Genomic DNA, 15,452 nt, shown 5'->3' with positions numbered 1-15,452 from the left:
TAATAAAAAAGCGCAACAAATATAAATAAAAATCATTCTCTTTTGAGAGTTTGACGCTGCGCCATGTAGTAGTCAAGAGAAGAAACACCCTGATAAAACCAGGGATAAGCCTGAAGGGAAATGAACAAAAAAGGACTTTCAAAAGCATTTAATTCAATAACTTAACAATCATCCCGCTGCGCTTATACGCCCGGCTAAACGTTGTAGCAGATTTTTTCTTTTTTCCATTTACTACTACATTCACGCATGATTGAATGATTCTCAATTACATGTCCGATGCTCGCCGTGGCTAACGGACAGACCGTAAAGGGCAATGACTCACACATTTTTCCGCGAAACGTCATTCGCGGGATATTTCGGGATAACAGATGTAATGGCTACGTTCACACCTTCACTCTCTGGGGTAAAAGGGCGCGCGCTCTTTTCACTGCTGTTTATGGCGCCGCTGGTGCAGGCAGCAGATAACACCGCGGCTAAAGACGGCGAAACGCTTACCGTCACCGCCGATCCAAATACGACGGCGGAGGCCACGAATGGCTATCAGCCGTTGAATACCTCCACCGCGACGTTAACCAACATGCCGATGCTGGACATCCCGCAGGTGGTCAATACCGTCAGCGATAAAGTGCTTGAGGATCAGCATGCCACCACGCTGGATGAAGCGCTCTATAACGTCAGCAACGTGGTGCAGACCAACACCCTGGGCGGTACGCAGGATGCCTTCGTGCGCCGCGGATTTGGCACGAACCGCGACGGCTCGATCATGACCAACGGCCTGCGCACCGTGCTGCCGCGCAGCTTTAATGCCGCAACCGAGCGCGTAGAGGTGCTGAAAGGCCCGGCCTCGACGCTCTACGGCATTCTCGATCCGGGCGGCCTGATTAACGTCGTCACCAAACGCCCGGAGAAGACCTTCGGCGGTTCCCTCTCCGCTACCTCTTCCAGCTTTGGCGGCGGCACCGGACAGGTTGATGTTACCGGCCCGATTGACGGCACGCGCCTGGCGTATCGCCTGACGGGCGAATATCAGGACGAGGATTACTGGCGTAATTTCGGCACCGAACGCAGCACCTTTATTGCCCCGTCGCTGACCTGGTTCGGCGACGACGCCACCGTGACCGTGCTCTATTCGCATCGCGACTATAAAACGCCGTTCGATCGCGGAACGATCTTCGATCTCAACACTAAAAAAGCCGTCGACGTCGATCGCAAAACCCGCTTCGACGAACCGTTTAACGTGACCGACGGCCAGTCCGATCTCGCTCAGCTCAACGCGGAGTATCGCCTCAACAGCCAGTGGACCGCGAAGTTCGACTACAGCTACAGCCAGGATAAATACAGCGATAACCAGGCCCGCGTGATGGCCTACGATTCAAAAACCGGCAATCTGACCCGCCGCGTGGATGCGACCCAGGGCTCGACCCAGCGTATGCACACGACGCGCGCGGATCTGCAGGGAAACGTGGACATCGCGGGCTTTTACAATGAGATCCTGACCGGCGTGTCGTATGAGAATTACGATCTGCTGCGTACGGACATGATCCGCTGTAAGAACGTTAAGGACTTCAATATTTACCACCCGAGCTACGGCAGCCTCGGCAAGTGCACCACCGTCTCGGCATCCGACAGCGATCAAACCATTAAGCAGGAAAGCTACTCCGCCTACGCGCAGGACGCGCTGTACCTGACCGATAAGTGGATCGCCGTCGCCGGAATGCGCTATCAGTATTACACCCAGTACGCGGGGAAAGGCCGTCCGTTTAACGTGAACACCGACAGCCGCGACGACCAGTGGACGCCGAAGCTGGGTCTTGTTTATAAGCTCACCCCGGCGGTCTCGCTGTTTGCCAACTATTCCCAGACGTTTATGCCGCAGTCGTCCATTGCGAGCTACATCGGCGACCTGCCGCCGGAAACGTCAAACGCGTATGAAATAGGCGCTAAGTTTGACCTGTTCGACGGCATTACCGCCAATATTGCGCTGTTTGATATCCACAAGCGCAACGTGCTGTACACAGAAAGCGTGGGTGATGAAACCGTCGCCAAAACAGCGGGCCGCGTGCGCTCGCAGGGCGTGGAGGTGGATCTCGCCGGGTCGCTGACCGAGAACACCAACATTATCGCCAGCTACGGCTATACCGACGCGAAGGTGCTGGAAGATCCGGACTATGCGGGCAAACCGCTGCCGAACGTGCCGCGCCATACCGGCTCCCTGTTCCTGACCTACGATATTCACAATGCGTTTGCCGGGAATAGCCTGACGCTGGGCGGCGGCGGGCACGGCGTAAGCCGTCGCTCAGCAACCAACGGTGCGGATTATTATCTGCCGGGCTATTTCGTGGCGGACGCGTTTGCGGCGTACAAGATGAAGCTACAGTATCCGGTGACGCTGCAGGTGAACGTGAAAAATCTGTTTGATAAGACCTACTACACGTCGTCGATTGCGACCAACAACCTGGGCAACCAGATTGGCGATCCGCGCGAAGTGCAGTTTACGGTGAAGATGGAGTTTTGATGTAAAAAAGCCCGGTGGCGCTAACGCTTACCGGGCCTACGATCCATTCCCTCTCCCGGCGGGAGAGGGTTAGGGTGAGGGCATCAGGCCTCAATATCCGCCATATCGCCTTTCTCCTGCAGCCAGTTACGTCGGTCTTCCGAACGTTTCTTGGCAAGGAGCATATCCATCATGGCGTTGGTTTGCTGCTCGTCTTCATCGCTGATCGTCAGCTGCACCAGACGGCGCGTGTTCGGATCCAGCGTCGTTTCGCGAAGCTGCATCGGGTTCATCTCGCCCAGCCCTTTAAAGCGCTGCACGTTCGGTTTGCCCTTCTTGCGCTTCAGCTGTTCCAGGACGCCCGCTTTCTCTTCTTCCGTCAGCGCGTAGTAAACCTCTTTGCCGAGGTCGATACGGTAGAGCGGCGGCAGCGCCACGTGGACGTGACCATTTTTCACCAGCGTTTTGAAGTGCTTCACGAACAGCGCGCACAGCAGCGTGGCGATGTGCAGACCATCGGAGTCCGCATCCGCGAGGATACAGATCTTGCCGTAGCGCAGCTGGCTCAGATCGTCGCTGTCCGGATCGATGCCGATCGCCACCGAAATATCGTGCACTTCCTGCGAGGCCAGCACTTCATCAGAAGAGACTTCCCAAGTATTCAGGATCTTACCCTTGAGCGGCATGATCGCCTGATATTCACGATCGCGCGCCTGCTTGGCCGATCCGCCCGCCGAGTCCCCTTCCACGAGGAACAGCTCGGTACGGTTGAGATCCTGCGCGGTACAGTCCGCCAGCTTGCCCGGCAGCGCAGGGCCGCTGGTCAGCTTTTTACGCACCACTTTCTTCGCGGCGCGCAGACGACGCTGGGCGCTGGAAATGGCCATTTCGGCCAGCATCTCTGCTGCCTGCACGTTCTGGTTCAGCCACAGGGTAAACGCATCTTTCACCACGCCGGAAACGAACGCCGCGCACTGACGTGACGACAGGCGCTCTTTGGTCTGACCGGCAAACTGCGGATCCTGCATCTTCACGGAGAGCACGTAGGCGCAGCGATCCCAGATATCTTCCGCCGACAGCTTCACGCCGCGCGGCAGAATATTGCGGTATTCGCAGAACTCACGCATCGCGTCCAGCAGCCCCTGACGCAGGCCGTTGACGTGGGTACCGCCGAGCATGGTTGGGATCAGGTTGACGTAGCTTTCGGTCAGCAGCTCGCCGCCTTCCGGTAGCCACAGCAGCGCCCAGTCCACGGCTTCGGTATCGCCGCTAAAGTTACCGACAAACGGTTTTTCCGGCAGCGTCGGCAGGCCGTTTACCGCTTCGCACAGGTAGTCGTTCAGACCGTCGGCGTAGCACCAGGTTTGTGCGGTATTGTTAACGTGATCGGTAAAGGTGATTTCCACGCCCGGACACAGCACCGCTTTGGCTTTCAGCAGGTGCGTCAGGCGAGAAACGGAAAAACGCGGGCTGTCGAAGAAGCTTTCGTCAGGCCAGAAGTGGACGCTGGTACCGGTGTTGCGTTTGCCGCACGTGCCGACAACCTGCAGATCCTGCACCTTATCGCCGTTTTCAAACGCGATGTTGTACACCTGACCGTCGCGACGGACGTTCACTTCCACGCGTTTGGACAGGGCGTTCACCACGGAAATGCCCACGCCGTGCAGACCACCGGAGAACTGGTAGTTCTTGTTGGAGAACTTACCGCCCGCGTGCAGACGACAGAGGATCAGCTCAACGGCAGGCACGCCCTCTTCCGGATGGATATCCACCGGCATGCCGCGCCCGTCGTCGATGACTTCCAGCGACTGATCGGCGTGCAGAATGACGTCAACGCGTTTGGCATGGCCCGCCAGCGCTTCGTCCACACTGTTATCAATAACTTCCTGGCCCAGATGGTTTGGGCGCGTCGTATCGGTGTACATCCCCGGGCGGCGGCGAACCGGCTCAAGCCCGGTGAGGACCTCAATGGCATCAGCATTATAGGTTTGCGTCATGATTTAAACTAGCAATTCGCATTGATTGTCAGTGGCTGTGCAGTCCAAGAAAATCGACAATCTGGGTGAAATGATTCTCAAAGCCCGTGAAAGCATGGTTTCCGCCCTCTTCTATAGTCTGGCGGCAGGAGGCGTAATACGCCACTGCCTGGCGGTAATCCAGCACTTCATCACCCGTCTGTTGCAGCAGCCAGATGAGATCCGGTGCCTCAAGCGGGTCGACCTGCATAACTTTGAGATCGTAAATATGGCGTGACTCTAGCACATATTGCTGCCCGGTGTAGGGGTTCTCGTTTTCGCCAAGAAAGTCCCTCAGCAGCTCAAATGGCCGTACCGCCGGATTAACCACAACGGCGGGCAGCATGAAGCATTGTGAGAGCCAGGTGGCGTAGTACCCGCCCAGGGATGAACCGACCACACCGAAGGTTTCGCCGCCGTGCGCAAGCACAATAGATTCCAGCATCTCCGCGGCCTCTGCCGGGTAAGGCGGCAGCTGCGGGATAATCATCTCAACGTCGGGGTGATGCTCGCTCAGCCACTGGCGAAACTGTGTCGCTTTTGCAGAGCGCGGCGAGCTGTTGAATCCGTGCAGATAAAGGAGCGTAGACATCAATAGCCTTCTGAAGCGGTATCCGGGCGGAATTTTGCACCGGTCAAACGGCAGACTTCCGTGGTCAGCGTGCCGTCGGCATGCAGTTCCAGCCAGCGCCAGCCTGGCGCGATGGTGTCAAGCGTAAAGTTGGCGCAGTGCGGCTTAAACTGAACGCAGGTCGACGGCGTAGCCAGCATGCGGCGCCCGTTCCAGTCGAGATCCTGTTCCTGATGAATATGTCCACACAGCAGATTTTTCACCCGCGGGAACTTCGCCAGCACGCGATCCAGCGCCGCGGAGTTGCGCAGGCTGTGCTGATCGAGCCAGCTGCAGCCCGCCGGCAGAGGATGATGATGAAGCAACAGCAGCGTGTGACGTTCAGGTTCAGCAGCCAGTTTGGTCTCAAGCCAGTCGAGCTGAAACTCGCTTAACTCACCGTGCGGGACGCCAAACACCTGGCTATCGAGCAGCAGGATCTGCCACTGTTCACCCGCAAAAACACATTTCGCCGGAGAAATTCCCGCATCCTGAAGAGAACTGTACATGGCGGGCTGGAAGTCATGGTTTCCTGGCAGCCAGACGCAAGGCACGCTAAAGCTCGCGATGCCTTCAGCAAAATGCTGGTAGGCCGCGGAGGACTGATCCTGCGCCAGATCGCCCGTTGCGACAATCAGATCGCATGCACGGTTTTCAGCGTGAATGGCGCTAAGTACCGCCTGATAACTCTCCCAGGTGTTGACCCCCAGTAGCGTTTCATGCTTTTCGGCAAAAAGGTGGGTATCGGTGATTTGTAATATCCTGACTGGCGCCCCACCAGCAACAGTCAGGTTCAACAGGCTTTCCAAATGGTGTCCTTAGGTAGGTTTATGACGCTAACAAACCGGAATCGCCATTGCTCCATGTGCTAAACAATATCTTAGCCAGTCGGCTAAAAACTGGTTAATTTGATGCTTTTCGTCGCGTTGATGCAACTTTTTATTCGGGTAATCATACCGCGCCTTGAAGCGAAAGATCTGCTGGCTTGAACACACTTCAGCGACCATCGCGTCGTGATAGAGACGCACCGTCATCGACGGCAGGCTCCAGTAGCTAATGCTGGGTGCCGTTTGTTCAATCTCCACCAGCGTAGTGTAGCGCGTTGATTCTGTTATCGTTAACCGATACTGCGCGTTGCTCACCTGATAGCTTACCGTTTCGCCGGGTGCGTCGTTTCGCGGCAGCAGGCGGCGCAATTGTGCGAAATTGGTTTCGCACAGGCGCATCATTTCTGGGAAGTCAGGTGTATAGCGCTTCATTTTTTCCACTCGTTTCGTAATGTCTGATAATGCAGCTGCAGCCATTGCAGGGCGATGACAGACGCTGCGTTGTCGATTTTCCCCTCTTCTACCCACTGATAAGCCTGTTCCCGGCTCACCACATGAACCCGAATATCTTCATTTTCATCTGCCAGACCGTGGATCCCTTCCGCCGTCGTGGCGTCCACTTCGCCCACCATTATGGACAAGCGCTCGCTGGTACCGCCCGGGCTTGCCAGATAGCTCAGCACCGGTTTTGTACGGCCCACCACCAGTCCGGCCTCTTCCAGCGCCTCGCGACGGGCGACGTCTTCAACAGACTCACCTTCTTCGATCATCCCGGCCACCATCTCCAGCAGCCACGGGCTCTCACTGACGTCATAAGCGGCGATGCGGATCTGCTCCACCAGCACAACTTCGTCACGCACTGGGTCAAAGGGTAGCAAGACTGCCGCATGCCCGCGCTCAAAAATTTCGCGTCTGATTTCGCCGCTCATTTCCCCGTTAAACAGGCGATGCCTGAAACGGTAAAGATCCATTGAAAAAAAACCGCTATAAAGCGTTTCTCGTGCAATAATTTCTACATCGTTTTTGGCGAATGTCACGGGCAACTTTTCTGGTTTTTGCATGAGTTGAGTCCTGGTAGCAATGGTGATGAAATTGTGAATTTCAAGGCTGTTTGGCTGCCGTTTGTAAGGCTATATGGTAGATTGGTGCAAATTACCGCCAGATGGCACGTTACGCCAACCTTTTGGTATGGAAGATTCTGTTAGAATCGGCAATTATTTTTTAATTAGATCAGCGCTAATACTGCTTCACAACAAGGAATGCAAATGAAGAAATTGCTCCCCATCCTTATCGGCCTGAGCCTGACGGGCTTCAGTGCAATGAGCCAGGCGGAAAACCTGTTACAGGTCTACCAGCAGGCACGTCTGGGCAACCCTGATTTACGTAAATCAGCGGCCGATCGTGATGCTGCGTTTGAAAAGATTAACGAAGCGCGTAGCCCCTTGCTGCCACAGTTAGGTTTAGGTGCAGATTATACCTACAGCAACGGTTTCCGCGACGCTAACGGCGTAAACTCCAATGCTACCAGCGCCTCACTGCAATTGACACAGACGCTGTTTGATATGTCCAAATGGCGCGCCCTGACCCTGCAGGAAAAGAGCGCGGGTATCCAGGATGTGACCTATCAGACCGACCAGCAGACGCTGATCCTGAACACCGCCACGGCGTACTTCAACGTGCTGAGCGCGATTGACGCACTCTCCTACACCGAAGCGCAGAAACAGGCGATTTACCGCCAGTTAGATCAAACTACCCAGCGTTTCAACGTGGGCCTGGTCGCGATCACCGACGTGCAGAACGCCCGTTCACAGTACGACACCGTGCTGGCTAACGAAGTGACCGCGCGTAACAACCTCGACAACGCGCTGGAATCCCTGCGTCAGGTCACCGGGAATTACTATCCTGAGCTGGCGTCGCTGAACGTGGACAGCTTTAAAACGGATAAACCGCAGGCCGTTAACGCCCTGCTGAAAGAGGCGGAAAACCGCAACCTGAGTTTGCTGCAGGCGCGTCTGAGCCAGGACCTGGCCCGCGAGCAAATTCGTCAGGCGCAGGACGGCCATCTGCCAACCCTGAGCCTGAGCGCGTCTACCGGTGTCTCTGATACGTCCTATAGCGGCTCTAAAACCAATACGTCCCAGTATGACGACAGCAATATGGGTCAGAATAAAGTGGGTCTGAGCTTCTCCCTGCCGCTGTATCAGGGCGGTCAGGTCAACTCTCAGGTGAAACAGGCGCAGTACAACTTTGTTGGCGCGAGCGAGCAGCTGGAAAGCGCCCACCGCAACGTGGTGCAGACCGTACGTTCCTCCTTCAACAACGTGAACGCCTCGATCAGCAGCATCAACGCCTATAAACAGGCCGTTGTGTCTGCACAGAGCTCTCTGGATGCGATGGAAGCGGGCTACTCGGTCGGTACACGTACTATCGTTGACGTGCTCGACGCGACCACCACGCTGTACAACGCGAAACAGCAGCTCTCAAGCGCGCGTTACCAGTACCTGATTAACCAGCTGAACATCAAACAGGCTCTGGGTACGCTGAACGAGCAAGATCTGCAGATGCTGAACAGCGCGCTGGGCAAACCGGTCTCCACCTCTCCGGACAGCGTTGCGCCGGAGAACCCGGAGCAGGTTGCCGCGGTTGATAACTTCAACGCTAACAGCAACACCCCTGCGGCACAGCCGGCCGCTGCGCGTACCACTACATCCGCCAGCAAAGGCAATAATCCGTTCCGTAACTAAGAGTGTCATCAGGCCCACTGCGGCCTGATGCCCTCCACCCCGCCCCTCTCCCACAGGGAGAGGGGCGCATCTGAATCACATCCGAACGTAAGCCAACGTAAAGATCCCCCTGATTCCGCCCCTCTTCGCTTCATTTTCAACCACTCATCCTCTATCCTGAGCGTTATTACCACTGGGTCCTGGAAGACAAACATGAAACGGACAAAATCCATAAATCACGCTTCGTTCCGCAAGAGCTGGAACGCGCGTCACCTCACCCCTGTTGCGCTGGCGGTCACGGCTGTCTTTATGCTGGCAGGCTGTGAGAAAAATGACGAAACGGTTTCGCTGTATCAAAACGCAGACGACTGCTCTGCCGCAACCGGCAAAGCCGCCGAATGTAAAACGGCTTACACCAGCGCGCTGAAAGAAGCGGAACGTACTGCACCGAAATATGCCTCACGCGAAGACTGCGTGGCGGAGTTTGGTGAAGGTCAGTGCCAGCAGGCACCGGCTCAGGCAGGCACCGCACCTGAAAATCAGGCGCAGGCGCAGTCCAGCGGCAGCTTCTGGATGCCGCTGATGGCAGGCTACATGATGGGTCGCCTGATGGGCGGCGGTGCGGGCTACCAGCAGCAGCCGCTGTTTAGCTCGAAAAACCCGGCCAGCCCGGCTTACGGTCAATATACCGATGCCAGCGGCAAAGGCTACGGCGCAGCGACCCCAGGCCGCACCGTGAACGTTCCGAAAACGGCGATGGCGCCGAAGCCTGCGACCACCAGCACCATCACCCGCGGCGGGTTTGGTGAATCTGTGGCGAAGCAGACCAGCATGCAGCGTAGTGCGACAGGCACCTCCTCTACTCGCTCAATGGGCGGCTGACCATGGAACGAGTCAGTATCACCGAGCGCCCGAACTGGCGCGAAAAAGCCACCGAGTACGGTTTTAACTTCCACACCATGTACGGCGAGCCGTACTGGTGTGAAGACGCCTATTACAAGCTCACGCTGGCTCAGGTGGAAAAACTGGAAGAGGTGACGGCCGAGCTGCACCAGATGTGCCTGAAGGTCGTGGAAAAGGTCATCGACAGCGACGAGCTGATGGCAAAGTTCCGCATTCCGAAGCACACCTGGGGCTTTGTGCGCCAGTCGTGGAAAACGAATCAGCCTTCGCTTTACTCTCGCCTGGATCTGGCGTGGGACGGCAAAGGTGAACCGAAGCTTCTGGAAAACAACGCCGATACGCCAACCTCTCTGTATGAAGCGGCGTTCTTCCAGTGGATCTGGCTGGAAGACCAGGCCAATGCCGGAAACCTGCCGGAAGGCAGCGACCAGTTTAACAGCCTGCAGGAAAAGCTGATTGAGCGTTTTGCCGAGCTGCGTGAACAGCATGGCTTTAACCTGCTCCATCTCGCCTGCTGCCGCGACACGGAAGAAGACCGTGGCACGGTTCAATATCTGCAGGACTGCGCCGCCGAAGCGGAAGTGGCGACCGAGTTCCTCTATATCGAGGATATCGGCTTGGGTGAAAAAGGTCAGTTTACGGATATGCAGGACCAGGTGATAAGCAACCTGTTCAAGCTCTACCCGTGGGAATACATGCTGCGCGAGATGTTTTCCACCAAGCTGGAAGATGCTGGCGTGCGCTGGCTGGAGCCGGCCTGGAAGAGCATTATCTCTAACAAAGCCCTGCTGCCGATGCTCTGGGAGATGTTCCCGAACCACCCGAACCTGCTGCCAGCCTATTTTGCGGAAGATGATTACCCGCAAATGGAGAAATACGTCGTTAAGCCGATCTTCTCCCGCGAAGGCGCAAACGTCTCGATTATCGAAAACGGCAAGACGCTGGAAGCGGTTGAAGGGCCATACGGCGAAGAAGGGATGATCGTCCAGGAGTTCTATCAACTGCCGAAATTTGGCAACAGCTATACCCTGATTGGCAGCTGGCTCATCAACGATCAACCGGCCGGGATTGGCATTCGCGAAGATCGCGCGCTGATCACGCAGGATCTGTCACGCTTTTATCCGCACATTTTTGTCGAATAGGCCGCAGCCTGATGCCCTCACCCCGCCCCTCTCCCACAGGGAGAGGGTGCAAACACTAAAAACGGCAACCTGAGGTTGCCGTTTTGCTTTTATTAACCCACCTGCACCGACAGCATACTCAGACTCCCCATCTCAATACCGTCGACCGGGATCGTCACCGGCTCCTGACCATCCCACGCGCCAAGCACGTACAGCAGCGGCAGGAAGTGTTCCGGCGTCGGGTTAGAGAGCGAACCGCCTTCGTGATCCAGATAGTTCACCAGCGGATGCTCCTCAGCCGGGCCTTGCCAGGCCAGGTTCGCTTTGACGTAGTCGTTAAAAGAGGTTGCCCACGGGTACGGCGTGTTCTCACCGTGCCAGCGTGCGGTACGCAGGTTATGCACCACGTTGCCGCTCGCCACCAGCATGATGCCTTCATCACGCAGGGTTGCCAGCTTACGCCCCATCTCCAGATGCCAGGCCGCCGGTTTAGTGCTGTCGATGCTCAACTGCACCATCGGGATATCAGCGTCAGGATACATTTTAATCAGCACGCCCCAGGAGCCATGGTCAAAGCCCCAGGCCTCTTTATCCAGCGTCACAGGGACAGGTGCCAGCAACTCTACCAGCTTTTGCGCCAGCTCAGGCGACCCGGGGGCCGGATAATGCGTGTCGTACAGCGCCTGCGGGAAGCCGCCAAAATCATGAATGGTTTTTGGCGCTTCCATGGCGGTCACGCCGGTCCCACGGGTAAACCAGTGTGCAGACACCACCACGATCGCTTTCGGACGCGGCAACGTCTCGCCAAGATGACGCCAGGCGCGGGTATAGACGTTGTCTTCCAGAACGTTCATAGGGCTACCGTGGCCTAAAAACAGGGCTGGCATACGGGAAGAAGTCATGGTGATATCCTTACAGAAGGTGTCAATTTAATGGTGCTACATTACGCGCAATCCGGCAAAGATGAACGTAGATAAGCGTGAAGATCATCATCAGGAAATTTGAATGTAAGGAATGTGTAAAGCCGGGTTTTCACCCTCGCTTTGCCAGAAATGGATCATTTATATTAATGAGAATGATTATCATAAGGAGCAATGCATGTCAGTCCCCCTGATCCTGACCATACTGGCGGGCGCCGCGACCTTCATCGGTGCGCTCCTCGGCGTGCTCGGCCAAAAGCCCTCTAACCGCGTACTGGCCTTTTCACTGGGCTTTGCTGCCGGGATCATGCTGCTGATCTCCCTGATGGAGATGCTGCCTGCCGCGCTGGGCACGGAAGGCATGTCTCCGCTGCTGGGCTACGGCATGTTTGTCTTTGGCCTGCTGGGATACTTTGCCCTCGATCGGATGCTGCCGCACGCGCATCCGCAGGATTTAATGCAGAAAAACGTGACGCCCATGCCGCGCAATATCAAGCGTACCGCCGTGCTGTTAACGCTTGGCATCAGCCTGCACAACTTCCCGGAAGGGGTCGCTACCTACGTGACGGCCAGCAGCAATCTTGAGATGGGCTTTGGCATCGCGCTGGCGGTCGCCTTACACAATATTCCTGAAGGACTGGCCGTCGCCGGACCCGTGTATGCCGCAACGGGATCGAAACGCACCGCGGTGTTCTGGGCGGGGATTTCCGGGATGGCCGAAATCCTTGGCGGCGTACTGGCCTGGCTGATCCTCGGTAGCCTGGTCTCTCCGGTAGTGATGGCGGCGATTATGGCCGCGGTAGCCGGGATCATGGTTGCGCTTTCGGTGGATGAACTGATGCCGCTGGCGAAGGAGATCGATCCTAACAACAACCCCAGCTATGGCGTGCTGTGTGGAATGTCGGTGATGGGATTAAGTCTGGTTCTGCTGCAGACCGCAGGAATCGGGTAAAAAACGCCGGGACTTCCCGGCGTTTTTATTATCAGCTGGCTTTACGCTCGTGCGCCTGGCGATACTCAACCAGATCTTCAATCGTGACCACCGGCATGTTGTGCAGACGGGCAAAGGTGATGCACTCCGGCGCGCGCGCCATGGTGCCATCATCGTTGGTCAGTTCGCACAGCACGCCAGCAGGTTTGAAGCCGGCCAGCGTCACCAGGTCGATCGTCGCTTCGGTGTGACCACCGCGGGTCAACACGCCGCCCGCCTGCGCACGCAGTGGGAAGACGTGGCCTGGACGGTGCAGATCGGATGGCTTCGCACCATCAGCAATCGCTGCACGTACGGTGGTCAGACGGTCAGCCGCAGACACACCGGTGGTCACGCCATGCGCCGCTTCAATGGTCACGGTAAAACCGGTACCAAAGGCGCTGGTGTTGTTTTCGACCATCATCGGCAGATCGAGCTGCTTACGACGATCTTCATTAATACACAGGCATACGATGCCGCTGCCGTGACGGATGGTCAGCGCCATCTGTTCAACGGTCATGTTTTCGGCGGCGAAGATCATGTCGCCTTCGTTTTCACGGTTTTCATCGTCAAGCACCATCACACCGCGGCCTTCGCGCAGTGCATCCAGTGCATGTTCAACACGTTGAGTTGAAGTGCCAAAAGAGGAAAGTAGCGTCTGATTCATGGTAAAAAAACCTCATTAACATTATGGTTACCAGAATCAGGGCAGTCTTAGGAGCGCCGTATAAGCGGCAAAAAGATAACGTGAGCGGGCCCATGCCCGACTTGATCGTTACTCTCTCCCATCCGGACTCTAACCGTCGGCCCCGGAATTACACCGGATCTGCTGACCTTTGAGTTTTCACCCAAAGCGCTCGCGGGCTTTCAGCGTCACGCTGATTTACCGCCGGTGGGGAATTTCGCCCCGCCCTGAGAATAAGCGAGATAACTATAACGCTATTGATTATCCTGGGCAATGCATAAGCATCAAACAATTTTGTTTACCCCGGGCATGACGCGCTACAATGGACACTAACACTTTTCCATCAAGGGAAACGCCAATGATTGACCCGAAAAAAATTGAGCAGATCGCGCGTCAGGTTCATGAATCTATGCCAAAAGGCATTCGTGAATTTGGTGATGACGTAGAAAAGAAAATCCGCCAGACGCTGCAGGCGCAGTTGGTTCGCCTTGATTTAGTCAGCCGCGAAGAGTTTGACGTGCAGACCCAGGTTCTGCTGCGCACCCGCGAGAAGCTGGCGCTGCTGGAACAGCGTCTGAGCGAGCTGGAAAACCGCAATGCGCCGGAAGAAGTGAAGCCGGCACCGGCTATTCCACCGGTGGACGACCAGGAGTAAGTGCGGCCTGATGCCCTCACCCCAGCCCTCTCCCACAGGGAGAGGGAGAAAAAAACGGGCCAGCTGGCCCGTTTTTTTTACTGACTGTCTTTCTGGATTTTCTTGATGATGTTGGTGGTTGAGCACCCGTCCTCAAAGTTGAGCACCATCACCTCGCCGCCGTTGGCCCAGACCTCTTCGCTACCCGCGATTTGCTCCGGCTTGTAATCCCCACCTTTTACCAGCAGGTCCGGCAGAATACCGGCTATCAGGCGCTGCGGGGTATCTTCTTCAAACGACACCACCCAGTCCACCGCTTCCAGCGCGCCGAGCACAATCATTCGCTGCTCTAGCGGGTTCACCGGACGCGTTTCGCCCTTCAGGCGTTTCGTCGATGCATCGCTGTTAACCGCCACAATCAGGCGATCGCCCAGCTTGCGCGCGTTCGCCAGATACGAAACGTGGCCCGCGTGCAGAATGTCGAACACGCCGTTGGTCATCACCACTTTTTCACCACGCTTGCGCGCGGCGGCGACGGCCACCTTCAGCTCGTCTTCGGTCATGACGCCAAAACCGGTATCCGCACGACCGCGCACCGCGTTTTCCAGCTCGATTGGCGAAACGGTTGAGGTCCCGAGTTTACCGACGACCACGCCCGCCGCGGCGTTAGCGAAGTAGCACGCCTCTTCCAGCGAGTTTCCTGCTGCCAGCGTCGCCGCCAGCACGCCGATCACCGTATCACCGGCACCGGTCACGTCGTACACTTCCTGCGCCTGGGTTGGCATATGCAGCGGCGCTTTGCCCGGCTGCAGCAGCGTCATCCCCTGCTCGGAGCGGGTGACGAGCAAAGCAGACAGCTCGAAATCAGCAATGATCTTCATGCCGCGCTCAACCAGCTCTTCCTCGGTTTTGCACTTGCCCGCCACCGCTTCAAACTCGGAGAGGTTTGGCGTCAGCAGGGTTGCGCCGCGATAGCGCTCAAAATCGGTCCCTTTCGGGTCGATCAGCACCGGCACGTTGGCTTTACGCGCCAGCTGAATCATCGTCTTCACGCTCGCCAGCGCGCCTTTGGCATAGTCGGACAGCACCAGCGCGCCGATATTGCCCAGCGCCTGGTTTATACGCTCGTGCAGCGGCTCAGGATCAACGCCTTCGAACCCTTCTTCAAAGTCGAGGCGGATCAGCTGCTGGTTGCGCGACAGCACGCGCAGTTTCGTAATCGTTGGGTGGGTCGGAACAGAAACGAAGTCGCACTTCACGTTCACGTCCGCCAGCGACTTGCTCAGCGCGCGCGCCGCATCGTCGATGCCGGTCAGGCCCACCAGACGCGACTGCGCGCCCAGAGAGGCAATGTTCATCGCCACGTTTGCCGCGCCGCCGGGACGCTCTTCAATGGTGTCGACCTTAACCACCGGTACCGGTGCTTCCGGAGAGATGCGGCTGGTAGGCCCATACCAGTAGCGATCCAGCATCACATCCCCAACAACCATTACCCCAGCACGTTCAAACTCTGGCAGTGTTACTTTCATTCCTGACTCCAGAAAGATTCA

14 protein-coding genes and 1 riboswitch are annotated in these 15,452 nt (G+C 56.7%); of the genes, 6 read left to right on the top strand and 8 right to left on the bottom strand.

What is annotated here, in order from left to right:
- Nucleotides 1-373 precede the first annotated feature (373 nt).
- Nucleotides 374-2,515, top strand: coding sequence for a TonB-dependent siderophore receptor (locus tag SPH27_RS15870; protein ID WP_182071628.1), 2,142 nt, complete (start codon nucleotides 374-376; stop codon nucleotides 2,513-2,515).
- A gap of 83 nt (nucleotides 2,516-2,598) precedes the next feature.
- On the opposite strand, the gene parE is transcribed toward SPH27_RS15870, so the two are convergent.
- Genes parE through nudF form a run of 5 tightly spaced genes read right to left on the bottom strand, consistent with a single transcriptional unit; the run spans nucleotide 2,599 to nucleotide 7,007 of the window.
- On the bottom strand, nucleotides 2,599-4,491 hold the full coding sequence (parE, locus tag SPH27_RS15865) for a DNA topoisomerase IV subunit B (RefSeq protein ID WP_029740698.1): 1,893 nt from the start codon (nucleotides 4,489-4,491) through the stop codon (nucleotides 2,599-2,601).
- A 28-nt stretch (nucleotides 4,492-4,519) separates the two neighbouring features.
- Complete coding sequence (gene yqiA / locus SPH27_RS15860; protein WP_008502976.1) at nucleotides 4,520-5,101, bottom strand: esterase YqiA; 582 nt, start codon at nucleotides 5,099-5,101, stop codon at nucleotides 4,520-4,522.
- On the bottom strand, nucleotides 5,101-5,928 hold the full coding sequence (gene cpdA, locus SPH27_RS15855) for a 3',5'-cyclic-AMP phosphodiesterase (protein WP_024906493.1): 828 nt from the start codon (nucleotides 5,926-5,928) through the stop codon (nucleotides 5,101-5,103). Before cpdA ends, yqiA begins: the two co-directional genes overlap by 1 nt.
- A 27-nt stretch (nucleotides 5,929-5,955) precedes the next feature.
- Entirely contained in the window at nucleotides 5,956-6,378 is a 423-nt protein-coding gene (locus SPH27_RS15850; RefSeq protein ID WP_003862516.1) for a DUF1249 family protein, read from the bottom strand.
- Nucleotides 6,375-7,007 carry an ADP-ribose diphosphatase gene (nudF, locus tag SPH27_RS15845; protein WP_023333429.1) on the bottom strand — a complete coding sequence of 211 codons (633 nt, stop codon included), beginning with the start codon at nucleotides 7,005-7,007 and terminating at the stop codon, nucleotides 6,375-6,377. The genes SPH27_RS15850 and nudF overlap by 4 nt, the downstream gene beginning before the upstream one ends.
- 204 nt (nucleotides 7,008-7,211) lie before the next feature.
- Between nudF and tolC the strand changes: the two genes are divergently transcribed.
- The 3 genes from tolC (at nucleotide 7,212) to SPH27_RS15830 (ending at nucleotide 10,714) form a co-directional block, all read left to right on the top strand.
- Nucleotides 7,212-8,690, top strand: coding sequence for an outer membrane channel protein TolC (gene tolC / locus SPH27_RS15840; protein WP_048974927.1), 1,479 nt, complete (start codon nucleotides 7,212-7,214; stop codon nucleotides 8,688-8,690).
- Nucleotides 8,691-8,882: 192 nt separating this feature from the next.
- Nucleotides 8,883-9,551 (top strand): DUF1190 family protein, encoded by a 669-nt coding sequence (locus tag SPH27_RS15835; protein WP_029740695.1) that lies wholly within the window; start codon nucleotides 8,883-8,885, stop codon nucleotides 9,549-9,551.
- Between the two features lie 2 nt (nucleotides 9,552-9,553).
- Nucleotides 9,554-10,714: a glutathionylspermidine synthase family protein gene (locus SPH27_RS15830; RefSeq protein ID WP_182071627.1), complete on the top strand. Its 1,161-nt coding sequence runs from the start codon at nucleotides 9,554-9,556 to the stop codon at nucleotides 10,712-10,714.
- A 92-nt stretch (nucleotides 10,715-10,806) separates the two neighbouring features.
- On the opposite strand, the gene ygiD is transcribed toward SPH27_RS15830, so the two are convergent.
- Nucleotides 10,807-11,595 carry a 4,5-DOPA dioxygenase extradiol gene (ygiD, locus tag SPH27_RS15825; protein WP_182071626.1) on the bottom strand — a complete coding sequence of 263 codons (789 nt, stop codon included), beginning with the start codon at nucleotides 11,593-11,595 and terminating at the stop codon, nucleotides 10,807-10,809.
- A 196-nt stretch (nucleotides 11,596-11,791) separates the two neighbouring features.
- On the opposite strand from ygiD, the gene zupT reads away from it, so the two are divergent.
- On the top strand, nucleotides 11,792-12,565 hold the full coding sequence (zupT, locus tag SPH27_RS15820) for a zinc transporter ZupT (RefSeq protein WP_033146665.1): 774 nt from the start codon (nucleotides 11,792-11,794) through the stop codon (nucleotides 12,563-12,565).
- A 31-nt stretch (nucleotides 12,566-12,596) separates the two neighbouring features.
- Here zupT and ribB read toward each other — a convergent pair whose 3' ends face one another.
- Complete coding sequence (gene ribB, locus SPH27_RS15815; RefSeq protein WP_023309208.1) at nucleotides 12,597-13,250, bottom strand: 3,4-dihydroxy-2-butanone-4-phosphate synthase; 654 nt, start codon at nucleotides 13,248-13,250, stop codon at nucleotides 12,597-12,599.
- 106 nt (nucleotides 13,251-13,356) lie between these two features.
- A riboswitch (FMN riboswitch) is annotated at nucleotides 13,357-13,507 on the bottom strand.
- A 119-nt stretch (nucleotides 13,508-13,626) separates the two neighbouring features.
- Here ribB and ubiK point away from each other — a divergent pair.
- On the top strand, nucleotides 13,627-13,923 hold the full coding sequence (gene ubiK, locus SPH27_RS15810; RefSeq protein ID WP_028014454.1) for a ubiquinone biosynthesis accessory factor UbiK: 297 nt from the start codon (nucleotides 13,627-13,629) through the stop codon (nucleotides 13,921-13,923).
- Between the two features lie 77 nt (nucleotides 13,924-14,000).
- On the opposite strand, the gene hldE is transcribed toward ubiK, so the two are convergent.
- Entirely contained in the window at nucleotides 14,001-15,431 is a 1,431-nt protein-coding gene (gene hldE, locus SPH27_RS15805) for a bifunctional D-glycero-beta-D-manno-heptose-7-phosphate kinase/D-glycero-beta-D-manno-heptose 1-phosphate adenylyltransferase HldE (RefSeq protein WP_029740691.1), read from the bottom strand.
- Nucleotides 15,432-15,452 lie beyond the last annotated feature (21 nt).

This window comes from Enterobacter sp. A103, from assembly GCF_034427535.1.
GTDB classification, from domain to species: Bacteria; Pseudomonadota; Gammaproteobacteria; order Enterobacterales; family Enterobacteriaceae; genus Enterobacter; species Enterobacter asburiae_B.
Note: the sequence above shows the minus strand (reverse complement) of the source record. Positions and strands in the feature narration are given on the sequence as shown.